This window comes from Corynebacterium sp. LK2510 (assembly GCF_040946405.1).
Classification (GTDB): Bacteria; Actinomycetota; Actinomycetes; order Mycobacteriales; family Mycobacteriaceae; genus Corynebacterium.
Genome location: NZ_JAYWLR010000001.1, coordinates 135,830 through 159,284 on the forward strand (window position 1 = coordinate 135,830; position 23,455 = coordinate 159,284).

The following is a 23,455-nucleotide window of genomic DNA, read 5'->3' on the forward strand; positions in this document are numbered from 1 at the left end:
GGCCGATGACCGTACCGTTTCTCAAGGGCCACGGCACCGAGAACGACTTTGTCATCATCCCCGATCCCGATGACAAGCTCGACCTTTCGCCCGCAACTGTTGCGACGCTGTGCGATCGCCGCGCCGGGATCGGCGGCGACGGTTTGTTGCGCGTCGTGCGCCGGGACGGCCGGTGGTTCATGGACTACCGCAACGCCGACGGTTCCATCGCCGAGATGTGCGGAAACGGTGTGCGTGTTTTCGCTCATGTGCTGCGGGCAGAAGGTTTCATCGATCAGGACGAGTTCGAGGTCTCGACTCGCGCCGGTGACAAGCAGGTCGCGGTGCTGGATCACTCCGGGAGTGCCGCTGTGGTCCGGGTCGACATGGGCGAGGTGGAGGTCACCGGTGTGTCCACGGCGCGCATGGGGGACTTCGACTTCGCAGGTCTCGGCGTAGATGTGGGCAATCCGCACCTCGCCGCCGTCATCCCGGGTCTGAGTGCGGACGCCCTGTCCGACCTCGAGCTGAGCCAGCCGGCCTTCGACCACGAGTTCTTCCCCGAGGGTGTCAACGTCGAAGTCCTTACAGAGCTTGAGCACGGCGACGTCTACATGCGCGTGTGGGAAAGGGGAGTGGGCGAGACCCGCTCTTGTGGCACGGGCACTGTCGCTGCCGCGCGGGCCGCGCTGGCGGATGCCGGCATAGAGAACGGGACGGTCAAAGTCCACGTCCCCGGTGGCGCGGTACGTGTAGACATCAACGCAGGCCAGGCGGTTATGACCGGGCCGTCGCGCATTGTTGCACGTGGCGAGGTCGACATCGCCGCGTTGATGGCCCCAAGCCGAGGTTAGGGGCCGTTAGCGCGTGCCTGGACCAAGCTCCCGGGCCGCGCGTTTTGCGTTGTTCCACGCGGAATCGAGCGCTTGGGCGCGTTCATCTGCCACGGCGATGAGACGCTCCAATTGTGCGCGGCTCATCGTGCCTTCGCTGATGCGGGCGTCGATCCGCGAAACAAACCGCCGGGCGGACGACGCCAGCGCACGGAATTCCTGAATGTCCGGATGGGTGGTGTAGGGGTCGGTGAGAGCCGGCATGTAGAGCGTGCGTTGGGCCAACGCATCCGTTCCCAGACCCGCCTCGAGGTCATCGAACTGCGCGAGGATGTCGGCGATGTCGTCGCGAGCAATCTCCAGCGACGCGGTCAGCGATGCAAGCTCCGGATCGGAGTTGTAGCGGCGCAGCAGAGCGAATACTCCCGCTGCGAGCAGCACTGCCACGACAATGCCCGGTACGCGCAGGGTGATAACGAGAACGATCGCCGCAGCGATGAGTAGACCCGCACCGAGTGCGCGGCTTAGGTCCCGGCCGGAGGAGTCCACGGTCTGCCCGATCTCGCCCTGGCCTAGTGGCCGCCGCAGCCGCAGGCGTCACCGCATCCGCCGCAACCGCCCCCGGTCGGAGTGGGTATCGAACCCGTGAGTACGGCCGAGCCTGCGATGACGGAATTGCGCTCGGGCAACTCACCGTCGGGTAGGCATACCTCGAAGGGGAAGGCCCCGTCGACGGAGACGTGAATGAATCGCGCGCCGGTGAGCTCGCTCGTGCGGTACTGCGCCTCAAGCACGCGAGCGGAAAACTCCGCGCGGGCGTCGGGGGCGGTGGCAGCGCCGGAGGCGACCGCCGCAGCTCCGGCGGAGCGCACCTCGCCGAGGGTCGCCGACTCTGCAGCGTGGTAGTCCTCGGCGGTGGCGTAACGGCGCACGTCGAGGCCAAGGGCAGTGACGGCGAGCTCCTGCCACTGCAGCGTCGGGCCGTCGGAAAGCAGTGGTCCCTGCGCAAGGTTGAGCGTGACCGAGGCGATGCGGTTGCCGTGCGGGTCGACGATGTCGGCGAGCGCGACGACGTCGTCAAGCATGCTGATGTGCGCGTACGTGCGCGTGGAGGCGTCGAAACCCGCGAAGGTGGCGAACGGCTCGACGGCGAGGATGGTCAGCTGCGCGCCAGAGGGGTCTGCGTACTGGATGAGTTGGCCGCCACGGACCTCGCCGACCACGCTGAGGCGATCAGTGGCGATTGCTGCTTCGACCGCGTCCTGCCACGTGTCAAAGCCGAGGCCGATGCTGCTCAGGTCCGAGATGATTGTCTGGCTCATACCAGCGCATCTTAGTCGTGCTGGCGAGTGTGGCGGCAACCGCGTGAGCGACGTCCGTAGGCGAGACGTGTATTCGGCAACCCTTGCTGTCAGAGTGTTGGGAAGCAGCGGGAAGAAAAAGCCGCCGCGCGGTGTTGTGCGGGATGACGTGACATTTCCCTTTATCGGGCCCGTGCCGGCCCAACAACATCCACGGCAGCGATGCCATCTCGTAGACTAAGGACTCAATGACACAATTTTCAGACACACATTTCTCCGCCGACTCGGGCGCGTTGACGAACCGCGACTCGGCGTCAGCGGAAGATTCGCAACAGGCGCGTCACGACGAGCTGCTGCGTCAGGCATTCCGACACAACTCACCCCAGCCCGGGGACAATGATGGCGCACCGACCGTTGGTGCGCTCGACTTGGAGGAGCGCAACGCGTTTCGGCGCGTCATCCGTGACACGGAACTGCGCTCGGAGGACACCGAGGACGGCTATGAGGTCGAGTACCGCAAGCTGCGCCTTGAGCAGGTCATCCTTGTCGGTGTGTGGACGGAGGGCACAACCGCGGAGGTTGAGGCCAACATGTCCGAGCTCGCGGCCCTGGCAGAGACTGCTGGTGCCGAGGTCGTCGACCTCTTGTACCAAAAGCGCGACAAGCCAGACCCGGGCACGTATATCGGCTCCGGCAAGGTGACCGAGCTCAAAGAAATCGTCCAGGCAACTGGCGCGGACACTGTGGTGTTCGACGGCGAGCTCTCACCCGGCCAGTTGGTTGCACTCGAGGAAGCCTTGAGGACCAAGGTGATCGACCGCACCATGCTCATCCTCGACATCTTTGCGCAGCACGCAAAGAGCAAAGAGGGTAAAGCACAGGTCAGCCTGGCCCAGATGGAGTACCTCTACACCCGCACCCGTGGCTGGGGTGGAAACCTGTCGCGCCAGGCGGGTGGACGCGCCGGTTCCAACGGCGGCGTGGGCCTGCGTGGTCCTGGTGAAACTCGGATTGAGGCGGACCGCCGCCGCCTGCGCTCGGAGATGGCCAAGCTGCGCCACGAGCTGCGCGACATGAAAACCGCGCGCGAGATCAAGCGCGCCAAGCGGCAGCAGTCCACCACCCCGAAGATTGCGATCGCCGGCTATACCAACGCGGGTAAGTCGTCGCTGATCAACGCGATGACGAACGCGGGCGTGCTTGTCGAGGACGCCCTGTTCGCCACACTGGACCCGTCGACGCGCCGCGCGAAGCTTGCCGACGGCCGCAGTGTCGTCATGACCGACACCGTCGGCTTCGTCCGCCACTTGCCCACTCAGCTCGTGGAGGCTTTCAAGTCGACACTGGAGGAAGTCACCAACGCTGATCTCCTCCTGCACGTAGTCGACGGCTCGGACGCTTTCCCGCTGAAGCAGATCACCGCTGTGAACAAGGTGCTCTCTGACATCACGCGTGACACCGGCGAGGCAATCCCGCCGGAGATCATCGTGGTGAACAAGATCGATGAGGCTGATCCGGTTGTCCTCGCCGAGCTGCGCCACGCCTTTGACGGAACGGGCCACGAGGTTGTGTTCGTCTCGGCATTGACGGGTGAGGGCATCCCGGAGCTCGAGGGCCGCATCGAGATGTTCCTCAATACCCTTGACGCCCACGTGCAGATGCTCGTGCCCTTTACGCGTGGCGATGTGGTCAGCCGCATCCACGAGGAGGGCACGGTGCGCTCCGAGAGCTACGAAGAGGACGGCACGCTTATCGACGTCCGCCTCCCGCGCGTCCTTGCCGATCGATACGCGGAGTTCGTCATCGCCTAGGTGGCTGCGCCCCGGTGCGCAGCCACCCTGGCAGCCACTTGACGTGTGTGCGCCGCACGGGAGCATAATGGCGCTTCGTGAGTACTTCATCTAAATGGACCCTCCACGGAGACGGACGCCGAGTCACCCCAGGTGCGGTCGTAGCACCGCATGAGCGCCTCAGTTGGCCGAGGACAATCGGTATCGGAATGCAGCACGTTGTGGCAATGTTCGGTGCCACACTGCTGGTTCCGACACTGACCGGTTTTCCTGTCAATACAACACTGCTTTTCTCCGGCCTGGGCACGATCATCTTCCTTGTGTTGACCCGGGACAAGGTGCCCTCCTACTTGGGGTCGTCATTCGCCTTCATCGCGCCGCTGACCGCTTCCCAGGCCTATGGAGTGGGAGCGCAGCTCGGCGGAGTCGTTGTGACAGGTATTGCCCTGATCCTTGTCGGCTTCCTCGTGCAGGCCGCGGGCAGACGAATCATCGATGCGGTGATGCCTCCTGTGGTCACAGGCGCGATCGTCGCGCTGATCGGCTTCAACCTCGCGCCAACCGCGGTACAAAACTTCGAAGCGCAACCCGCGATTGCTGGAGTGACTCTCGCAACCATCCTGCTCTTCACAGTGGCAACCCGAGGGATGGCCGCGCGGCTCAGCATCCTCGTCGGTGTCATTGTTGGTTGGGTCGCAGCAGCCCTGACCGGTGGCTTGTCACAGGACGCACTGGAGACAATTGCCGACGCCCCGTGGCTCGGATTGCCACCGATCCACACTCCGCAGTTCCACCTCTCAGCAATTCTTGTCACCCTGCCGGTGTTGGTGGTCCTGATCGCCGAAAACGTGGGCCACGTGAAGGCAGTGGGGGAGATGACCAAGGAAAACCTGGACGGATACCAGGGTCGCGCGCTCATTGGTGACGGTGTCGCTACGACGCTCGCGGGAAGCTTCGGTGGTTCCGGTACGACGACGTACGCGGAGAACATCGGTGTAATGGCCGCGACGAAGGTCTATTCCACGGCTGCCTACTGGGTGGCCGCACTGTTCGCCATCGCCCTCGCGTTCGTGCCGAAGTTCGGCGCCGTCATTTTCACGATCCCCGTCGGCGTCCTGGGTGGTGCTTGCCTGGTGCTCTACGGCCTCATCGGCATGCTGGGAGTGCGGATCTGGCAGGACAACCGTGTGGACTTCACACATCCTGCCAACCTGGCGGCGGCGGCGGTCGCGCTCATCGTGGGGATCGGTAACTTGTCGCTGACCATCGGCTCCGTCCAACTCGAGGGAATCGCCCTAGGCTCAGTCGGTGTGATCGTGGTGTATCCCCTCATGAGGGCCGCATACACCACGTTTGGGGAAGGCTCCTACGACGGCTTCGGCAGGTAGCCGTAGCGCGGATCAGGGCGCAGCGAGCACGACCTCGATGCCGTGGTCCTCGAATCGCTCCACAATTGAGGGTGGAGCCCCAGCGTCGGTGACGAGAACGTCGATGTCATCCAAGGTGGCGAAGTTGACCACGTAGTCGTTACCTAGCTTGGACGAGTCGCAGAGTACGACGACCTTACTTGCGTTTGTCACCATCGCCGCTTTAACGGCCGCCTCCTGGGCGTGGGCGGTAGACAGCCCATGATCGACGGTGAGCGCATTGGTGCCGATAAACGCTACATCGGCCGTCATCAGGGCCAAACTACGAAGGGCAGTGTCTCCGACGACCGCTTGCGACAGGGCTCGTACCTTCCCGCCGAGCAACTGCACGTTCGTTAGACCTTCGCTGGATAATTCCAGAGCGATCGGGAGGGAATTGGTGACGATCGGCAGATCGTCGGCGCCGGGGTGGTCCACGAGCTGGGAAGCGAGCATGCTGATCGTTGTGCCGGAATCCAGAAAGATACCGCCCTCGGGGTGATCCGGAATGAAATCGAGGGCTGCCCGGGCGATGGCGGTCTTCGCGCCGGAGGCCGAGCGGTAGCGTGCGTCGAGAGGCACCTCAGCGCTCAGGTAAGCCTGGCTGGCTACGGCACCACCGTGCACACGGTGGATGACACCTTCCGCGCTGAGTACCGCCAAGTCCCGGCGAATGGTCTCCGCTGTGACGTCGTATCGCTCAGCCAATTCAGTGACGCTGACGCGCCCCGCAACCGCAGTCAGCGATGCAATCTGGCGACGCCGTTCATCCGCGTACATTCCTACCTCCGCGTTCCTCCGCCACCGGATGGTGGGCATTCGATGGCATTGTTGAGAACTATTCTCTCAAATCCTGCCCTACCAGAGCGAGTCCGGGGATGGGGCTCCCCCTGGCGGGGGAGTGGAACTGTTACAGCGTGCGGAAGACAGAGATCACGCGGCCCATGATCTGCGACTCGTCGCCCTTAATGGGAGAGAAAGCATCGTTGTGGGGCAAAAGCCACACTCCTGTGGAGTCGCGGTGGAACTCTTTGACAGTCGCTTCGCCGTCGAGAAGCGCGGCGACAAACTCGCCCTCCTCAGCCACAGGCTGGGAACGCACCACTACCCAGTCGCCGTCGAGGATGCCGGCGTCTCGCATGGACTCGCCGACAACCTGCAACATGAAAAGCTCTCCGTCGCCGAGAAGGTCTCCCGGCAGCGGGAGGTAGCTCTCGACGTTCTGCTCCGCCAAAATGGGGGAGCCCGCCGCGATTTGTCCGACAACAGGGATAAAGCGTGCGGCGGAGGCATCCTCCGGAGTGTCGACAGCTTTGGCTTTGGCCCGCGAGGGAGCTTTCGTTGCTTCCGGCAGGTGGCGCAGATCGACTGCGCGGGGCTTGTGGGGGTCTCGGCGGAGGAAGCCCTTCTTTTCAAGCTCCTTGAGCTGGTAGGCGACCGAGGATGTCGACTGAAGTCCCGCGGCATCTCCAATTTCTCGGATGCTCGGCGGATAACCGCGAAGAACGACCGCATCCCGGATCACTTCTAGGATTCGCCGCTGCCGATCGGACAGGACGCTGAGGTCGAGTTCGTTTGCGTCATTTCTCTTGCGGGCCATTGTAGTTTTCCCTCTTCTCTCTCCGACACCGTGCGTTCCTCATCCAAAGTAACAGATAGGGCAAACATGTTCGAGTCGTCTGCGTTTTGTGTAGACACCTTTTGGGTCATGTGCTATAAATCGAACACAGCAGCGAGACTCGAACAACTGCGCGAACGTTGGATTGCAGTGTTGGGTCACCGTCCTACACTGCACCCATCGAACAAAGGAGAGACCATGACCATTGCAATTCGTCCCACCGTAGCTGGGTCCTTCAAAGCTCCTACTGCCTTACGTTCTGCTCGCCCGGCGGAAATCTGGGACATTCCATCGAGTGGTGTTCGAATGACAGAGGGATCCTCGGTCCGGACTCTGCACGCACATGTTCGAACGTCTGAACGCTCACGATTCGAACGAGTTTCCGCCGAGAATTCTGGGTTCGAACGGGAAGGCGTACGTCAAGACGTTCGTGCGGGAGTTCTCCTCGGAACCCTCGCCGGCTTCGCGCTGCTCGTGGGTTCTTCGATTGGCGGCATCTTCGCTGATGGGGAAAATGCCTACGCTCCGGTTGACACCACCCGCGAGGTCATTCACGCTGAGCTGCGCTAGCTGTACAGCTAGCGTGGCCTCACTCGTTGATCGGGTTGCCTTCCAGATTATGATGGCCCTACTGCAGTTGCCATTCGTGTTGACTGCGCTGCTTAGATGCGCCATGTGCGGAGCCGACCTCACGGAGGTCGAATCCTCCGCGGAAGGAGAAAGGCGAGAATGTACTGCCCGTTCTGCCAGAATCAGCACTCCCGGGTGATGGACTCCCGGGCAATTGACGCGGGCTCGGCTATTCGGCGCCGCCGCGAGTGCACTGAGTGCGGGGGACGCTTCACCACGGTCGAGAAGGCGATCCTGATGGTGATGAAACGAAACGGTGTCAGTGAGCCATTCGACCGCGACAAACTTATCGTCGGCGTGCGCCGCGCGTGCCAAGGCCGCGACGTTTCCGATGACGCCCTCAAGCGTCTGGCTCAGCAAGTCGAAGAGACCGTCCGAAGCCACGGAAGCTCCCAGGTCAACGCCAACGACGTTGGACTGGCCGTTCTGGAACCGTTGCGCGCGTTAGATGAGGTGGCGTATTTGCGATTCGCCTCCGTATACAAATCTTTCGAGTCTGCGGATGATTTTGAATCCGAGATTCGACTCATGCGTCGCCGCGACCGGGAACGCTTCTAGGCCGCGGCCAGGACTACGCAAGTTTGTCGATCATCTTCTCGATGCGACGTTGGCTCACCGGTTTCGCGGTTCCGAGTCGTTGAGCGAACAGGCTGACGCGCAGTTCTTCGATGCGCCAGGCTATTTCCTTGAAGGCGGGGGTCTTTTCTCGGCCAGCTGGCAGCCGGGAGACCTTAGTGGCGAGCTGATTCTTCACCGAATCCACAACCGCCTGGCGCTCTGCGTCACGATCTGGATCCAGCGCCATGTCCTCGAGGCGCAGTTTCATCGCGGCGATATAGCGCGGTAAGTGCTGGAGGCGCTCCAAACCATGGATAGTCAGAGCATGGCGAGGTAGGTAGAACGCCAACTGCGAACGCATATCGTCGATTGCTGGGCCCTCCCATTTGCTTAACTCCGCGGCAATGTTTGCGTATTCGACAAGTCCTGGAGCAATTCCGACCACCATTCGTCGCACAGCACCTGGTGTCTCGGGCTTCACCTTGGACACCAACGCTTCGAACTGCTCGGGGCTGCGCACGGGCCCACCGTGAGCAAACATGAGGTCTCGGATGCTGGCAACACGGGCGTCGTCGACAAGCCCTTCAGCCCCACCATGCGGGTAGTTATCCACTGCCACCTTGTGCCGCAGCGGAAGCCCCTTAGTCATCTGGGACGTTGACACCGATATCTCCCGCAGGAGCAGCGTAAGCGTTGCAGTGACCATCGACGCGTCTGCGGCGGCGCGGGTTGGGTGGACCCGAACGCGGACCCCGGTGCTGGTCACCTCCAGCGCGGGGAAAGCTTCAACCACGTTGCCGTCGATGGTGGTTTCGACCGTCTCGTCGATGGATCCCAAACTGTCGGCGGTCCATTTCTGCACCGTGTCCGTTTCCGAATGCTTGGTGGCCTTAGATACCGAGGTCCGGATGTGCCCAGCTTGGCGCTGTTTCAGCGCGCTGAGATCCTTGTCGTGATCGATGGTGTTGCCGCGCTTATCGATCGCGGCGTAGGTCACTCGCAAGTGAGCAGGCAGTGCATCAGGGCGGAAGTCACCGGCATTGATGCCGGCACCGCCGAGGGAGCGCAAGACGTCTGCGAGCTGTTCGACGAGAGGGGATTCGCGTGGCAGCAATTTGGGCACCGCTCGGGCGGCGAAGTCGGGGGCGGGCACGACCGTGCGTCGCAGGGCCTTGGGCAGTGTGCGGATCAGCTCGGTGACCAGCTCTTCGCGCAGGCCCGGCACGAGCCAGTCGAACCCGGAAGCGTCGAAGCCCGCCAGGAGAGGAACGGGCACGTCGACGGTGATGCCGTCCAACGGGTCGCCCGGCTCAAACTTGTAGCGCAGCGCATAGTCGATGCTGCCTTGGCGCCAGGTGGGAGGGAAGGCGGTGTCGGTGGCGACGGCGGAGTCGTCGACAAGCGCGGCCGGGTCGAAGTCGAGGAATGCCGGATCCGCTGCCCGCTTCTTCTTCCACCACGAGTCAAAATGGCGCGCGGTGGTGACGGACGCGGGCAGCCTCTCGTCGTAGAAGTCGAACAAGGTGTCCTCGTCAACGACGAGTCCGCGGCGACGAAGCTTCTCCTCCACCTCAGAGGCTTCCTGCAGGAGGGCCTCGTTGTGATCAATAAACGTGTGGTGGCGGTTCCAGTCGCCTTCGATCAGCGCGTGACGGATGAACATGATGCGCGCGCCCTCGGGATCAACCCGGTGCAGCGGGACGAGGCGGTCGCGCACGATGGGCACACCGTACAAGAGGGACTTTTGGTGAACCATCGCCGCAGAACGCTTGCGCGACCAGATCGGGTCAGAATAGCTGTGCTTGAGCAGGGGGCCAGCGGCCTTCTCGACCCATTCCGGCTCAATTTTTGCCACGTCGCGCGCCCACAGCCGAGAGGTCTCCACGAGCTCTGCGGCCATAAGGAAAGCCGGGGGGCGCTTTGCGAGGGAGGACCCGGGGAAGACAAGGAAATGGGTCCCGCGCGCACCGAGGAATTCGCGGGACTCGCCTACGCGTGCTCCAATGCTCGACAAAAGGCCCGTCAGCAGAGACTTGTGGATAGCATCCGCGTCCCGTTCCCCGGCGATATTCTCGGCCCTGGACCACCCGAGCTGCTTTTCGACGTCGCGGAGCTGGCGCACCAGGTCGTACCACTCGCGAATGCGCATGTAGTGGAGGAACTCTTTGGTCATCCGCTTGCGGAAGCGGTTTCCGGACAGCTCGTCGCGCGACTCGTCGATGTAGTCCCATAGCTTCAACGCCGAGAGGAAATCAGACGTTGTGTCCTTAAAACGCGCATGTGCCTGGTCAGCTTGGGCTTGGAACTCCAGCGGGCGTTCTCGAACATCCTGAATGGTCATGCTGGCGACAATGATTGTGACGTCGTCCAACACACCGAGGCGTTCGGCCTCAACTAGCATGCGCGCCATCTTCGGGTCGACGGGGATGCGCGAGATGTCGCGGCCGATGTCACTGAGCACGGGAGCCCCGTCGCGCTCCTTGTCCGTGACGGCTCCGATCTCGTGGAGGGTAAGCAACCCGTCGCGCACGGCCTTGGGATCCGGCGGCTGGATGAAGGGGAACTCAGAAATGTCGCCCAGGCGCAGCGAAATCATCTGGAGGATGACACTGGCGAGGTTGGTGCGCAGGATCTCCGGGTCGGTGAACTCGGGGCGTGCCTCGAAATGTTCCTCGGAATACAAACGAATTGCGATGCCGTCGGCAACGCGACCGGATCTTCCAGAGCGTTGGTTGGCGGAGGCCTGGGAGATTTCCTCGATGGGTAGGCGCTGCACCTTGGTGCGCGTGGAGTAGCGCGAAATTCGCGCGAGCCCGGTATCGACAACGTAGTGGATTCCGGGCACCGTTAGCGAGGTCTCCGCGATGTTAGTGGACAGCACGATTCGCCGACCCGAATGCGGAGAGAAAACACGGTGCTGTTCGGCGTTGGACAGTCGCCCGAACAGGGGAGTGACCTCCACTCCGCGCCACCGCTTCTTTTCGATGGCTTCCATCGCGTCGCGGATGTCGCGTTCCGAGGAGAAGAAACAGAGGATGTCGCCGTCGCCTTCCCGCATCAGCTCCTCGACGGCTTCTACTACGCCGTCGATCATGTCGACGTCCACTTCTTTGCCGCCGACGGTGGACACGAGCGGGCGGTAGCGGATTTCAACGGGATAGGTGCGCCCGGTGACTTCAATGATGGGGGCAGGGGTCCCGTCGGGTGCTGCGAAGTGCTGCGCGAAGCTTTCCGGATCGATGGTCGCCGAGGTGACAATGACTTTCAAGTCAGGGCGGTGGGGTAGAAGGCGTTTGAGGTAGCCCAGAAGGAAATCGATGTTGAGACTGCGCTCGTGCGCCTCATCAATGATGATGGTGTCGTAGGCGTTGAGGAAACGGTCGCGCTGCATCTCGGCGAGCAGGATGCCGTCTGTCATGAGCTTCACGGCGGTTGTCTGCGAGACACGGTCGTCGAAGCGAATGGCGTATCCGACGCTTTCGCCGATCTTCTGGCCGAGCTCGTCGGCGATGCGTTCTGCTACGGTGCGTGCGGCCAGCCTGCGCGGCTGCGTGTGGCCAATCAGGCCGCGGCGTCCGCGGCCGAGCTCGAGGAGCATCTTCGGAATCTGAGTAGTCTTACCCGAGCCCGTCTCACCAGCGATGATCACGACCTGGTGGTCGCGCATCAGCTCCATGATGTCTTCTCTGCGCGCGGATACGGGCAGCTGCTCCGGGTAGGAAATGGCTGGGATGCCGGCATCGCGCGCAGCCACAGCAGCGGCTGCGGCGTCGATGTCGCGCGCGATCGCCTCGAGAGCCTGAGGGGCGCGGGCTTTCTTCAAGCGTCGCTGGAAACGGCGCACCTCGGACAGCGGGACGGCGTCCAGACGGTCGTGGAGGTCGGCGCGGGTTGGGGCAGTGGAGGCATCGTTCATAACTGCCCAACTACCTTAGTCGTTCGGCCTGGATACGACCTCAGCGCAGGCCGAACAACGCGGGGATCTACCCCGCAATCACTGCCTTGCCGCGCTCGACGGCGTCTTCCAAGGCGCGGGTCACGAGCTCACCGACGGCCTGGTATTCCTTCGCGCGCGAGGAACTCGAGCGGCACACTAACCCGACAGTGCGTTGTGCGATGACGGAATCATCAAAGGTGGCAACGCGCAAGCCCGGGCGGGTGCATTCCGTGGCCACCGCCGATTCCGGAACCAGAGTCGAGCCCAGCCCAGCGACCACGAGCTGCATGATCGTGGTGAGCGACGACGCGCGGGTGGCAGTCTCAGTGTTCGTGACGGGGGATGCGTGGACGATGCGGCACAGGTCGACGATCTGGTCGCGCAAGCAGTGGCCGTCGTCAAGCAGAAGAAGGTCGAGCTTTTCGAGCACCTCGAGTGGCAGATCCCTCCGACCGGCGGCCGGGTGGTTCTCATCGGTGACAACGACGAAACGCTCCGTGAAAAGCTCGAATTCGGACAGGCCGGTCGAATCGGTCGGGATGGCGAGGATGGCGAAATCGATCTGGCCGTCACGCAGCTGCTGGAGGAGGCGTTCGGTCTGGTCCTCGACGATACGCGGGGCGAGCTCGGGAAACTCCGAGCGGCACGCGCGCAGGAAGTTCGGTAGGACGTACGGCGCGAGAGTCGGGATAAAGCCGATGCTCATCGGACCCGACAGCACGCCCTGGGCACCGCGGGAATGCGCGACAAAGCTATCCGCCGCCTCGAGCGTCGCCTTGGCATAGGGAAGTAGCTCCTCGCCAGCGGAGGTGACAATCACCTTTCGGGTGGAGCGCTCGATCAGCTGAATTCCCAATCCGGTTTCAAGTGCAACGAGTGCCTGGGAGAGGGAGGGCTGGGAAATGTTGAGCTTGCTCGCGGCGGTGCCGAAGTGGCGGTTCTCTGCGATGGTGACAAAAGTTCGCAGCTGTGCGAGTGTCGGCCGATATTCCCTATTGCTCATACCTATTAGTGTACAAGAACGTTATAGGGCAATGGCCGCACTCCCCAATGTGAAAACGCTGTGTCCTCATACACCCGATGGTGCGGCGTGCTTATGCTGGGCGCTTATCGACGACCAGCCCCACACAGCGACACGAGGCACAACCCCGCAATGGTTATCGCACGACGAGTTCGACTGAGCGGAGACGAACCTCGCCAGCCGCATCAGAGGCATCAAGGTCGACGATGCCGCGCAGCTGGTAGGAATTGTTACCTTCCGGGTCCTTGAGAATCTGCACGACCTCCCATTCCCGACCGGTGTCGTCTGCAATGCGGAAGTACTCCGGGCCGCGGGCGTCTGTGCCCGTGGAAAGGTCGTCGTACTCGTCGAAGTAGTCGTCCATGGCTGCGGGCCAGTCCGGGCGCGAGTCGGCGTCGAGGTAGTCAAGCATGTCGGCGAGGGCGTCCTCCTTCTCAAAAGCGAACAGCTCGACCATGCGGAAGAAGTAGTTTCGGACCATGATGCGAAACGCACGACGGTTCGCCGTCAGGGCTGTGGGGTCGTCCACCCCGAATGCGAGCTCGCGGTCGAGCGTCTCCTGGGAGATCGGCGAAGATTCGTCCGCCATGTGCGCCCATTCGTCGATGAGTGAGGAGTCGACCTGGCGGATTAGTTCGCCGAGCCAGGCGATGATGTCCTCCAGCTCGTCGTTGAGGTGCGCCTCAGGGATCGAGTGCGATAGCGTGCGCCAGGCGTCTGTGAGATAGCGCAAGACTACGCCTTCTGACCGTGCCAGGCCGTAGGTTGCAATGAGATCAGAAAACGTCATGGCGTGCTCGATCATGTCGCGCACGACCGACTTCGGGGAAAGCTCGAATTCCCGCGCCCACGGATTGCCTTTGGTGAACGTCTCGAATGCCTCATCAAGCTCGTCGTGCAGCGGCTTCGGGTGGGTGATCTCCTCAACAATCGCCATGCGCTCGGTGTAGTCCACCCCGTCGGCTTTGAGCGCGGCGATCTCTTCTGAGCGCGCGGCGGACTGCTGCGCCTGAAGCAGTTGCCGGGGATCATCGAGGATCGCCTCGAATGTCGAGATCACGTCCAGAGTGTAGGTGTCCGACTCCGGATCCAGGAGCGTGAGGAAGGCCAAGGCGAACGGGGACAGTGGTTGGTTCAGCGCAAAATCCCGGTCGAGTTCTGCCGTGAGCGTGTAGGGCCGCATTGCTGGTGAATCCGGAGTGCGCTCGACAACGCCAGCATTGACCAAGCCGCGGAACAGGTCAACGGCGGTGAGGATGTCGCGGTTTTGCTTCGCGCGGTTGTCGTGGTTGGTGCGCAGCAAGTGCTTCATGTGCTCGTACCCGTCCCCGGGGCGGGCGATGACGTTGAGCAGCATCGAGTTGGAAACCCGGAACTGGCTGGTGAGCTCCTCCGGTTCAGCAGTGGTGAGACGCTCGAAAGTCTTCTTCGACCACGAGACGTCGCCCTCGCGAGCGGACTTGGTCCGCATCTTCTTGCGCTTTTTAGGATCGTCGCCGACACGCCGGCGCAGCTTCGCGTTCTCAATCTCGTGTTCGGGGGCCTCCACGACGACGGAGCCTTCCGTGTCGAACCCGGCGCGCCCGGCGCGCCCGGCGATCTGGTGGAACTCCCGAGATTTCAAGATGCGCTGCCGTGTTCCGTCGTACTTTGCCAGGCCTGTCATCAAGACCGTGCGGATGGGGACGTTGATTCCCACGCCGAGAGTGTCGGTTCCGCAAATCACCTTGAGCAATCCACGTTGGGAGAGTCTTTCGACGAGCCTGCGGTACTTTGGCAGCATTCCTGCGTGGTGGACGGCAATGCCGCGTCGCAGCAGCTTGGACAAGGTTTTGCCGAATGCCGTGGTGAAGCGGAAATCCCCGATTTCCTCGGCGATGCGGTCCTTCTCCTCCCGGTTGACCAAAGTCATGCTGGTCAGAGCTTGGGCGCGTTCGGCGGCTTCGCGCTGGGAGAAGTGAACAACGTAGATCGGAGTTTTTCCGTCTTTGACCAGTTCTTCGATGGTCTCGTGCACCGCGGAGAACACGTAGCTGAAGTCGAGGGGAACGGGGCGTTGCGAGCCACCGACGTAGACCGTCTCGCGCCCTGTGCGCGCCGTAAGGTCGTCCTGGAGCCACTGGGTGTCGCCCAGCGTGGCGGACATGAGGAGGAACTGCGCCTGCGGCAACTCCAACAGAGGTACTTGCCACGCCCATCCGCGCTCGGGATCCGAGTAGTAGTGGAACTCGTCCATCACCACCTGGTCGATGGGGGAGTTCTTCCCCTGCCGCAAAGCGATATTGGCAACGATCTCGGCCGTCGCAGCGATAATCGGCGCGTTGCCGTTGACGGTGGCGTCCCCCGTCATCATCCCGACATTGTCGGCACCAAAAATCTCGCAGAGCGCGAAGAACTTCTCGCTCACCAGTGCCTTAATGGGTGCGGTGTAAAACGTGCGCTTGCCCTTGGCCAGCGCGACAAAATGGGCGGCGTTGGCCACCATGGACTTACCGGAGCCCGTCGGTGTGGCAAGAATGACGTTGTCGCCGGTAAGCAGGGCAAGCGACGCTTCCTCCTGCGCAGGGTAGAGCGAGATGCCCCGTTGCTGGGTCCAGGCGTTGAAGGTGTCCCACACCACCTCATTGAGAAGGCTGGCTGGGACATCGTCGAGGTCGGGGAGCAGGTCGGCGAGATTCACGGTTCCCACCGTAGCCGACGGGTCGGACAGCGCGACTAGACCTTCCCCGAGGCACCACCTTCGGCGTCGTCCTGACCGTTCTCGCCAGCCTGGCCGTCTTCGCCCGCCTCGCCGCGCTCATCCGCGGTGTCGTCGATGTAGTAGTGATCGGACAAGCGAGCACTCGTCGCCTCATCGTAGGGCAATGACCTCTGCTCGCGGTCGCGGTCCTCGATGGCAGCGAGGAAGTTCTCAAACGCCTCGCCGATCTCCTCACCCGAGGGAGTCTGCGGCTCACCCGGCATCATCGCGTTCGGGTGTCGTTCGCGGTATTCCTCCATCTCGCGGTCGTAATGCTGCTCGAGCGCCCCCACGACGTGAGAGATCTCCTCCGAGGACGCGGTTTGCTCCGCGAGCTGCATGGCCACGCGCTGCGTGTCGCGCTCGAGGGATCGCAGGGGGAACTGAAGCCCTGAGGAGTCGGACACGGACTGGAGCAGCTGGTATGTCGCATGCGGGTACGGCGAAGCGGCAACATAGTGGGGAACATGCGCGGTGTATCCAGCCACGGACAGCCCGCGCTTGTGCAGCTCACGCTCGATCATGATTGCGGCAGAGCCGGGGATTGTGACCATTCCGTCGAAGGTGTACATTGATCCCACAAGGTCGCGGTCGTTTCCGTGCGCAGACACCACTAGGGGCCGGGTGTGGGGAGCGCCCATCGGCGCGGCGTACAGGCAAATCGTGTGCTCCACGCCGAAACGCTCGGCGAGGTCGGCGACTGCTCCGCTGAATGCCTCCCACCGCAGGTCAGGTTCAGGGCCGGACAAGAGGAGAAAGGCACTGCCGTTTTCGTCGCGCAAGACCCGCATGTCCAACTGGAGGTCTTCCATGTTGGTGATCTCGTGGTGCGCCAACGTCACCGCGGGGCGCCGGGAGCGGTAATCAATCAGTTCATCATTGCTAAACGTTGCTACCGGGCGCGACTCCAATGCCGCCTTGAGATGGTCGGCTGCGCCTTCGACAGCGTGGCCAGCATCGGCGTATCCCTGCATTGCGATGACCAGCGTGGGGCCCTCCGGCCCGCTCGAACTCACCGCAGGAGCCGGGTATTCCAACTCGTACATGTGACGATCCTGCTGTGACATGTTGCTTACCTCCGTATGCAGACGGTGCGGATACCGATGGATTCGGCGTGGGCCTTCCGGCCCAGTCGAACCGCCGCACCGTGAACCTTGACGTTCGACCTTAGCGCGTCAACGCGCGGAATCCGACGAGTCCGGACCGCGCGCCGAGTAGTGCTGCGCTCGGCTGGGCGCCTGTATGGGTTTCAACACATCTCACCGTCCATTCATTCCCGCTCGGTAGTGGTGAGCCGACCCCTCAGCATGTCAAGGAGGACCCGACCACGCCACAGGGGCCCTGGTTGCATTGTGGATAACGACAATAAACTTCGGGTTGTCCACAGAAACAAGATAAGCCCCGCTTGACCTGCGTAAACCGCTGGAACCGTAGGGGATGAAACGCAGACGAATGAGAGTATGCATATCCTCGACAGCTCCCACAGAGATCTCACTGGCCCAGCCGACATCATCGCCTCCCTGCCCGGTATCTTGGGCTTCTACCCGCAAGAGTCCATTGTCCTGCTCGGCCTGGACGAGCACGATGACCCGAACTGCGTGACGCTCGGGCCCGTCCTCCGAGCGGACCTGACCTACGTCGCCGAAGTGTGCGCCAGCCTGGACGATTTTCCACTGAGTGAGTGCATCGCCGTCTATGCAGTAATCATCAGCCGAATCCCCAACTCGGGTCTCGTCAACGAGGCTGCGGAGGCGATCTACGGGGCGACCTCAACCGCTGGGCTCCCGCTTGTCGACGCCTGTTGGCACGTCTCCGAGGTCGCCCCCGGCACGCCGTATCGCATCATGTTTGGTCCAGGACCAGACAGCCGGGTGATGCGGATGTGTGGGGATCAATGGTTCTTCGGCACAGTGTCCTCTGTGATGGCCTCACCCGCGATGTACGCGCTGCACCGGAACAACGCTCTTCCCGAGCTCAACCGGGAGGACACGTTCCGCTTCTTCGATCCGGTTCCCACAAGTGAGGAATGTGATCATGCTGATCGCGAGTCGCTGACCTGGCTGGCGATGAAACGCGGGCTCGAACTGTGCGAGCGGCTCGACCGCGGGGACGAAGGGGCCTCTCTGGCAGTGCGGCAGGGTTGCGAGGTGCTATGCATGGGCCAATCGCGTCCCATTGTCGAGCCGTGGGACACGGACGAGCTCGCCGATCTTCTCGGCGAGGCCGACGATCGGTTGGCCTTGGCAACACTGCTTTCTCGCAGCACCCTGCGCGATCGACTACTTGTCCACGCCCTCGATGCGCCGCTGAGCGCGGCCCACGCATTGCTGAGCGTGGCGAAGACATTCACCTCCACCGTGCGGGCAAACGCCTTGAGCGCCTGGGCGGTCATTGCTCTGGAACGAGGACTGACATCATGGGCGCTCGCCGCGCTGGTCACCGCACAGCAGGAGCTTCCGGGACACAGCCTGTCTGAGATCCTGATTACGCTGATCCACAACGGGTGCCACGACGAACTCGTTGACGTCATCCGAGATGGATCGTTGGCAGGCTGGGCTAAGCGCACTGCTGAGCCGTGACTACCCAGTGCTCCACGGTGCGGGGCGTGCAGCCGCGCAGGTCTAGCTATTGGCGGCGTGTGAGCGGTCCCCTAGATCTTCGGTGAATGACCACGCGTCCTCCACGATCCGGCGCAGCGTGGTGCGCGACGGATTCCATCCGAGCTCCGCACGGGCCTTGGCTGAGGTCGCAACGAGGACGGCGGGGTCCCCGGCGCGCCGGGGAGCAACCTCTGCCGGAATCTCGTGCCCGGTCACGGCGCGGCACGCGTCGATGACTTGCCGCACCGAATAACCGTCACCGGATCCGAGGTTAAAAATGCGGTGGGTCCCCGGTGAGTTGCTTTCCATGGCGAGCACGTGCGCGTCGGCCAGATCTCCAACATGGATGTAGTCACGCACGCAGGTGCCGTCTTCCGTCGGCCAGTCGTCACCGAAGATCATGATTTTGTCGCGGTAGCCAAGCGCCACCTGAAGGATTAGCGGAATGAGATGAGTCTCCGTCTTGTGGTTCTCACCTGCGTGGCCGAGAGCGCCTGCGACGTTGAAGTAGCGCAGGCTTGTCGCACCGAGGCCGTACGCCGAGCAATACGACGAAATCGCGTGATCGATGGCGAGCTTCGTCGCACCGTACGTGTTGGTGGGCCGCGTCGGTGCGTCCTCCGTGATCGGCACGCTGTCTGGTTCGCCGTAGGTTGCAGCAGTAGAGGAAAAGACAAGGTTGGTCACACCGTGAGTACGCATGGCGTCGAGGAGAGTAAGGGACACGACCAGGTTGTCCTGCCAATACTCGTTGGGCACGTCCATCGATTCGCCGACGAGTGAACGCGCGGCGAAATGGAGGACGGCGTCGAAATGCTCGGCGGACAAGACATCATCGATGACGTCTCGAATGTCACCCTCCACCAACCGGGCGCCCTCGGGCACGGCGTAGCGGTTACCAGTGGAAAAGTCATCGAGCACCGTCACGTCGTGCCCAGCATCGAGCAAGACCGCCGCGCACACGCTGCCGACGTATCCTGCGCCTCCAGTGACCAGAAGCTTCATTACCCTCGCCTTTCTCAGCGCTGTTCCGAGCGCGATTTGTGGACTAAAGCTTATCCACCGTTACACGCAGCGCATGGGTGAGCTCGTCGCGCAGCGGAACCGTCGTGCCTCCTGCTGCCTCGAGATCGATCCCGTCTCCGTCGCGGCTGGGGCGCAGGGTGACCACCGAACCCACACCAATGCCCGCGGCGTTGAGTGCGGAAAACTGCGCAGTGTCGAGCTGGAGGATCTCGCTCATCTGCACGACGGTGGCGGTGACAGAGCCGGTGATATCGATATCGCTTGCGCGCTTGCCCAGTTCCACGGGCTCAGCGGCGGCGACACCCAGCTCGTCGAGAGCGGGGATCGGGTTGCCGAAGGGGGAGTGCGAGGGGTTATCAAGCACGGCGACCAGACGCTTCTCCACCTCCTCGCTCATGACGTGCTCCCAGCGGCACGCCTCCTCGTGGACGTGGTTGAGATCGAGGTGGAGGATGTCGGTGAGGAGGCGCTCTGCGAGGCGATGTTTGCGCATCACTGCGGTGGCGCGCTCACGGCCCGCGGGAGTCAGTGACAGGGAGCGGTCGTCCTCGACAATGATGAGACCAGCTCGCTCCATCCGGGCAACGGTCTGCGAAACCGTCGGTCCGGATTGGTCCAGCCTCTCCGCGATGCGCGCACGCAAAGGCACGATGCCTTCCTCCTCAAGTTCGTACACCGTACGGAGGTACATCTCTGTTGTGTCAACTAGATCGCGCACGCTGGTCATCCTCACTCTCAGCTGCCTTGCCGGATTACCTGCCTGGGCGAAAGCGTCGCCCTGTGGCACGGTGCGATCCCGGATAGGCCAATTGAACCGCCATAATGAAAAAGCAACGCCTATCGTAGCGGACTGAGATAGAAGTGTCGGCGCATACGAGCAGGAAGAGGCGCGGGAAAAAGTGAGACGGGGCCCAACCAGCGCTAATCGGTGTCGAGGAGCGCCGGTTGGGCCCCGGCCGGGGAGGCTACAGCGCGTAGTCGCGCAGACGCTCGGCGCGGTCGCCGACACGCAGCTTCGCCATCACTTCGCGCTCGATCTGGCGGACCCGCTCGCGGGAGAGCCCGAACTGGCGTCCGATCTGATCGAGGGTGCGCGGGACACCGTCGTCAAGCCCGTAGCGCAGACGAATGACGTCCTGCTCGCGCTCCTCGAGCCCGTTGATGATGTCCTGGATGTCATCGTGGCGCAGGGCGGAAACGACCGCGTCTTCGGCGTCCGTTGCCTCCGCGTCTTCGATGAAGTCGCCCAGCGGCGCCTCCTCGTCGGCGCCGACGGGCATGTCCAGGCTGACCGGGTCGCGGGACTGGCGCAGGAGCATCTCGATCTTGGACTCTTCGATGCCCGACTCTTCCGAGAGCTCCTCGTTCGTCGGCTCGCGGCCCAAAGACTGATACATCTCGCGGCGGATGCGGGAGAGCTTGTTCACCTGCTCGACCAGGTGGACTGGGAGGCGGATGGTGCGTGACTGATCTGCCATACCGCGGGTGATCGCCTGGCGGATCCACCACGTGGCGTACGTGGAGAACTTGAACCCCTTGGCGTAGTCGAACTTCTCCATGGCTCGGATAAGACCGAGGTTGCCTTCCTGGATCAGGTCCAGAAGCGGCATTCCGCGACCCGTGTAGCGCTTGGCCAAAGAGACGACCAGACGCAGGTTCGCCTCAAGCAGGTGGGCGCGAGCCTTGCGCCCCTGCTTAGCCAGGATCTTGTAGTCGCGCTTGCGGGCGCGTGTCAGCTGCACTTCTGGGTCGTCCAGGAGGTGCTGGGCGTACAGGCCAACTTCGATCTGTTGAGCGAGCTCCACCTCTTCCTCGGCGTCGAGCAGGGCGGTCTTGCCGATACCGTTGAGATAGACGCGAACGAGATCCGCCGAGGGATTATCGTTCGTCTGGTTGCGGCGACTGCCACGGTCGACAGGCTCTTCCGCCGTATCGGCCTGCACATGATCCGGTTGAGTCATAAGCGCGTCTCCTCCAAGGGTGGGTTCCTAGGAATACAACGCCTGAGCGATACGAATTGTTCCCGCCCCAAAAACGATGGGTGACTACGCCTCCACCAAAAGTGTGAACGGCCCCTCGTTCACACTCTCCACCTGCATCATTGCGCCGAACCGGCCCTCTTCCACGTGGATCCCACGCTCACGGAGATACTGCGCGATGTTCGCCATGACGGGCTCGGCAATGTCTCCTGGCGCGGCCGCGGACCACGACGGTCGGCGCCCGCGGGCGGTCGCACCCATCAGTGTGAACTGGCTGACAAGCAGCACAGGGGCACCGGCGTCTTCGACGGAGACCTCGCCGTCGAGCATGCGAAGCTCCGCAATCTTGCGAGCGACCGTGCGCCACGAATCCGGGTCGTCGTCTCGTCCGACACCGACCAAAGCGAGCACACCGCCCGTGGTCGGGCAGTCGATCCTTCCCACGACCTCGCCATCGACGGTGACGGTCGCGCTGGAAACGCGGGTGAGAACCGCTCTCATGACACCACCTCGGCAATCTCGGCGGGGATGACCAAACCGTGGCGTACGAGGTCGATGACGGCCGCGGCAGCAGACCGCGCGGCATCTGCGATGTCGTCCTCGGAATCCGCCCCATTGGACACCGCCCACAGATCGACCACGTCGCGCAGGGGCAAGCCGTGAGGATGCAGACCGGACAGGATGGCGCGCATGCCAGCGTCGATCTCGTGGCTGAAGCGGGGCCCGTCGGTGCGGGTGAGGCGCACGACTGTCGTCGCAAAGCCCATGCCTGACTCTGAATCTGCGACGCTGACGTCTTCGAGCGCGACTCCCGGGCGGACCAAGAACCGTGAATCGAGCACTGCTGCTTCATCCGCCTCGCGCAGCCACGCCATCCGGGCGAAGTACTCGTCGACCTCGGGAGCGAGCGGGTTGGTGAACGGGTGGGTCAGATCCTCCGCGGTGACCTCCGTCGGATGGTCGCCGATATTGCGTAGGAACACCCAGCCGAACCCGATGGCCCGGACACCGGCCTCGCGGAAATACTCCAGCCACCGCTGGGTCTTGTCAATGCCCTCGCGCGTGCGTGGATCGATCGACTCGTCCTTGAGCCACGTGGAGACGTACAACGCTGGGTCGACGACGTCTCGCTGCACCACCCAGGCCGAGACACCGGTCGGAGGCAGCCAGGAAGCGACCCGCTGGCTCCAGGAACCGTCGATGGTGTGAACCCAGGAGCCGAGAATGTGCGCGGTCGCATCGTCCGCGAGATGCTGCGGAGCCGTACCGAGAACCAGCTCCGTCGCGCCGTCGAGAGACAGACCCGAATCTCGGTAAACGTGGCCTACCTCAGGCAGCCCGACCACAAACGGCGGATTGGCCACGATCCTGTCGAACGTCTCCCCGGCGACTGGCTCAAACCACGACCCTTCGCGCAGCTCCACGTTGGTGAGGTCGTTTGCCGCGAGATTCGCCGCCGCAAGCTCAAGAGCGCGAGGGTGCACGTCGGTGGCGACGACGCGTTGTGCACACGCCGCCTGCGCGATCGCTTGCACTCCGGAACCCGTGCCCAAGTCCAGCACCGTTGCCACGGGCGTTAACGGGGACGCGCTCAACAACGACAGCGAAGCCGAGCCCACGCCCAGGACGTGGTCGGGACCAGGAACGTGGACGGTGGTGGAGGCATCGAGATCCGACAAGATCAGCCGGTTCTCACCCGCGATGACGTGCGGGCGAATATCGTAGGCCACCTGGATATGCCCGGAGGGCAGGGTGCGGGTTAGGGAGGCGTCGATAAGCGTTAAAGCCAGTCGCGGCGACAGCATCTCGGCGAGCTCGTCGCCGGACACAGGCTCGCGGAGAAGGAAGAATCTGATCAGCGCAGAAAGACGTCCCCCGCCGCGGCACGCGTCGGCGACCGCGCCGGGCTCTCCCCGGTACAACGCCTCTGTCGCATGCGGGCCGAGGTGGGCCGCGATGGCCTCGGAGGTGAATCCTGCCTCGCGCAACTCCTCGGCAAGGGCGCGGAAAGCGGCAGAAATGGTCAAATCGTCCACA

19 protein-coding genes are annotated in these 23,455 nt (G+C 62.9%); 6 read left to right on the forward strand and 13 right to left on the reverse strand.

The window, feature by feature from the left end:
* The first annotated feature begins 5 nt into the window (after positions 1 to 5).
* Positions 6 to 833 carry a diaminopimelate epimerase gene (dapF, locus tag VVR41_RS00630; protein WP_368523335.1) on the forward strand — a complete coding sequence of 276 codons (828 nt, stop codon included), beginning with the start codon at positions 6 to 8 and terminating at the stop codon, positions 831 to 833.
* 6 nt (positions 834 to 839) lie between these two features.
* Here the strand turns inward: dapF and VVR41_RS00635 are convergent, their stop codons facing one another.
* Together VVR41_RS00635 and VVR41_RS00640 are read right to left on the reverse strand one after the other, a co-directional pair.
* A complete protein-coding gene (locus VVR41_RS00635) occupies positions 840 to 1,361 on the reverse strand; it encodes a hypothetical protein (protein ID WP_368523178.1) in 522 nt (173 codons plus the stop codon).
* A 23-nt stretch (positions 1,362 to 1,384) separates the two neighbouring features.
* The gene (locus VVR41_RS00640; RefSeq protein ID WP_321103255.1) at positions 1,385 to 2,122 is read right to left on the reverse strand and encodes a hypothetical protein; all 738 of its coding nucleotides are present in this window, start codon (positions 2,120 to 2,122) and stop codon (positions 1,385 to 1,387) included.
* Positions 2,123 to 2,361: 239 nt separating this feature from the next.
* On the opposite strand from VVR41_RS00640, the gene hflX reads away from it, so the two are divergent.
* Both hflX and VVR41_RS00650 read left to right on the forward strand, forming a co-directional pair.
* A complete protein-coding gene (gene hflX / locus VVR41_RS00645; RefSeq protein ID WP_368523179.1) occupies positions 2,362 to 3,924 on the forward strand; it encodes a GTPase HflX in 1,563 nt (520 codons plus the stop codon).
* A gap of 77 nt (positions 3,925 to 4,001) precedes the next feature.
* Positions 4,002 to 5,291: a uracil-xanthine permease family protein gene (locus VVR41_RS00650; RefSeq protein WP_368523180.1), complete on the forward strand. Its 1,290-nt coding sequence runs from the start codon at positions 4,002 to 4,004 to the stop codon at positions 5,289 to 5,291.
* Between the two features lie 12 nt (positions 5,292 to 5,303).
* Here VVR41_RS00650 and VVR41_RS00655 read toward each other — a convergent pair whose 3' ends face one another.
* Positions 5,304 to 6,089, reverse strand: a complete 786-nt coding sequence (locus VVR41_RS00655; protein ID WP_368523336.1) for a DeoR/GlpR family DNA-binding transcription regulator — start codon at positions 6,087 to 6,089, stop codon at positions 5,304 to 5,306.
* A gap of 130 nt (positions 6,090 to 6,219) precedes the next feature.
* Complete coding sequence (gene lexA, locus VVR41_RS00660; RefSeq protein WP_368523181.1) at positions 6,220 to 6,909, reverse strand: transcriptional repressor LexA; 690 nt, start codon at positions 6,907 to 6,909, stop codon at positions 6,220 to 6,222.
* 216 nt (positions 6,910 to 7,125) lie between these two features.
* Here lexA and VVR41_RS00665 point away from each other — a divergent pair, with 216 nt between their 5' ends.
* Both VVR41_RS00665 and nrdR read left to right on the forward strand, forming a co-directional pair.
* A complete protein-coding gene (locus VVR41_RS00665; RefSeq protein WP_368523182.1) occupies positions 7,126 to 7,497 on the forward strand; it encodes a hypothetical protein in 372 nt (123 codons plus the stop codon).
* Positions 7,498 to 7,656: 159 nt separating this feature from the next.
* The gene (gene nrdR, locus VVR41_RS00670) at positions 7,657 to 8,115 is read left to right on the forward strand and encodes a transcriptional regulator NrdR (RefSeq protein ID WP_368523183.1); all 459 of its coding nucleotides are present in this window, start codon (positions 7,657 to 7,659) and stop codon (positions 8,113 to 8,115) included.
* Positions 8,116 to 8,128: 13 nt separating this feature from the next.
* Here nrdR and hrpA read toward each other — a convergent pair whose 3' ends face one another.
* From hrpA to VVR41_RS00690, 4 genes are all read right to left on the reverse strand, one after another.
* Positions 8,129 to 12,031, reverse strand: coding sequence for an ATP-dependent RNA helicase HrpA (hrpA, locus tag VVR41_RS00675; RefSeq protein ID WP_368523184.1), 3,903 nt, complete (start codon positions 12,029 to 12,031; stop codon positions 8,129 to 8,131).
* A 67-nt stretch (positions 12,032 to 12,098) separates the two neighbouring features.
* On the reverse strand, positions 12,099 to 13,055 hold the full coding sequence (locus VVR41_RS00680; RefSeq protein WP_368523185.1) for a hydrogen peroxide-inducible genes activator: 957 nt from the start codon (positions 13,053 to 13,055) through the stop codon (positions 12,099 to 12,101).
* A 154-nt stretch (positions 13,056 to 13,209) separates the two neighbouring features.
* Positions 13,210 to 15,753: a DEAD/DEAH box helicase gene (locus tag VVR41_RS00685; protein WP_368523186.1), complete on the reverse strand. Its 2,544-nt coding sequence runs from the start codon at positions 15,751 to 15,753 to the stop codon at positions 13,210 to 13,212.
* A gap of 35 nt (positions 15,754 to 15,788) precedes the next feature.
* On the reverse strand, positions 15,789 to 16,880 hold the full coding sequence (locus VVR41_RS00690) for a PAC2 family protein (protein WP_368523187.1): 1,092 nt from the start codon (positions 16,878 to 16,880) through the stop codon (positions 15,789 to 15,791).
* 393 nt (positions 16,881 to 17,273) lie between these two features.
* On the opposite strand from VVR41_RS00690, the gene VVR41_RS00695 reads away from it, so the two are divergent.
* The gene (locus VVR41_RS00695; protein ID WP_368523188.1) at positions 17,274 to 18,392 is read left to right on the forward strand and encodes a DUF4192 domain-containing protein; all 1,119 of its coding nucleotides are present in this window, start codon (positions 17,274 to 17,276) and stop codon (positions 18,390 to 18,392) included.
* Positions 18,393 to 18,434: 42 nt separating this feature from the next.
* Here the strand turns inward: VVR41_RS00695 and galE are convergent, their stop codons facing one another.
* From galE to VVR41_RS00720, 5 genes are all read right to left on the reverse strand, one after another.
* Entirely contained in the window at positions 18,435 to 19,418 is a 984-nt protein-coding gene (galE, locus tag VVR41_RS00700; protein WP_368523189.1) for a UDP-glucose 4-epimerase GalE, read from the reverse strand.
* A 43-nt stretch (positions 19,419 to 19,461) separates the two neighbouring features.
* Complete coding sequence (locus tag VVR41_RS00705) at positions 19,462 to 20,157, reverse strand: iron dependent repressor, metal binding and dimerization domain protein (protein ID WP_368523190.1); 696 nt, start codon at positions 20,155 to 20,157, stop codon at positions 19,462 to 19,464.
* A 247-nt stretch (positions 20,158 to 20,404) separates the two neighbouring features.
* Positions 20,405 to 21,400, reverse strand: a complete 996-nt coding sequence (locus tag VVR41_RS00710) for a sigma-70 family RNA polymerase sigma factor (RefSeq protein ID WP_321103199.1) — start codon at positions 21,398 to 21,400, stop codon at positions 20,405 to 20,407.
* A gap of 84 nt (positions 21,401 to 21,484) precedes the next feature.
* Entirely contained in the window at positions 21,485 to 21,919 is a 435-nt protein-coding gene (gene dtd / locus VVR41_RS00715; RefSeq protein ID WP_321103198.1) for a D-aminoacyl-tRNA deacylase, read from the reverse strand.
* Positions 21,916 to 23,454, reverse strand: a complete 1,539-nt coding sequence (locus VVR41_RS00720) for a methyltransferase (protein ID WP_368523191.1) — start codon at positions 23,452 to 23,454, stop codon at positions 21,916 to 21,918. The genes dtd and VVR41_RS00720 overlap by 4 nt, the downstream gene beginning before the upstream one ends.
* Between the last annotated feature and the right edge of the window lies 1 nt (position 23,455).

Excerpts from the sequence above, each read along its gene's own strand:
- dapF (WP_368523335.1), top strand. The coding sequence starts at position 6 with ATGACCGTACCGTTTCTCAAGGGCCACGGCACCGAGAACGACTTTGTC.
- hflX (WP_368523179.1), top strand. The coding sequence starts at position 2,362 with ATGACACAATTTTCAGACACACATTTCTCCGCCGACTCGGGCGCGTTG.
- VVR41_RS00655 (WP_368523336.1), bottom strand. The coding sequence starts at position 6,089 with ATGTACGCGGATGAACGGCGTCGCCAGATTGCATCGCTGACTGCGGTT.
- lexA (WP_368523181.1), bottom strand. The coding sequence starts at position 6,909 with ATGGCCCGCAAGAGAAATGACGCAAACGAACTCGACCTCAGCGTCCTG.
- VVR41_RS00665 (WP_368523182.1), top strand. The coding sequence starts at position 7,126 with ATGACCATTGCAATTCGTCCCACCGTAGCTGGGTCCTTCAAAGCTCCT.
- nrdR (WP_368523183.1), top strand. The coding sequence starts at position 7,657 with ATGTACTGCCCGTTCTGCCAGAATCAGCACTCCCGGGTGATGGACTCC.
- hrpA (WP_368523184.1), bottom strand. The coding sequence starts at position 12,031 with ATGAACGATGCCTCCACTGCCCCAACCCGCGCCGACCTCCACGACCGT.
- VVR41_RS00680 (WP_368523185.1), bottom strand. The coding sequence starts at position 13,055 with ATGAGCAATAGGGAATATCGGCCGACACTCGCACAGCTGCGAACTTTT.
- VVR41_RS00690 (WP_368523187.1), bottom strand. The coding sequence starts at position 16,880 with ATGTCACAGCAGGATCGTCACATGTACGAGTTGGAATACCCGGCTCCT.
- VVR41_RS00695 (WP_368523188.1), top strand. The coding sequence starts at position 17,274 with ATGCATATCCTCGACAGCTCCCACAGAGATCTCACTGGCCCAGCCGAC.
- galE (WP_368523189.1), bottom strand. The coding sequence starts at position 19,418 with ATGAAGCTTCTGGTCACTGGAGGCGCAGGATACGTCGGCAGCGTGTGC.
- VVR41_RS00710 (WP_321103199.1), bottom strand. The coding sequence starts at position 21,400 with ATGACTCAACCGGATCATGTGCAGGCCGATACGGCGGAAGAGCCTGTC.
- dtd (WP_321103198.1), bottom strand. The coding sequence starts at position 21,919 with ATGAGAGCGGTTCTCACCCGCGTTTCCAGCGCGACCGTCACCGTCGAT.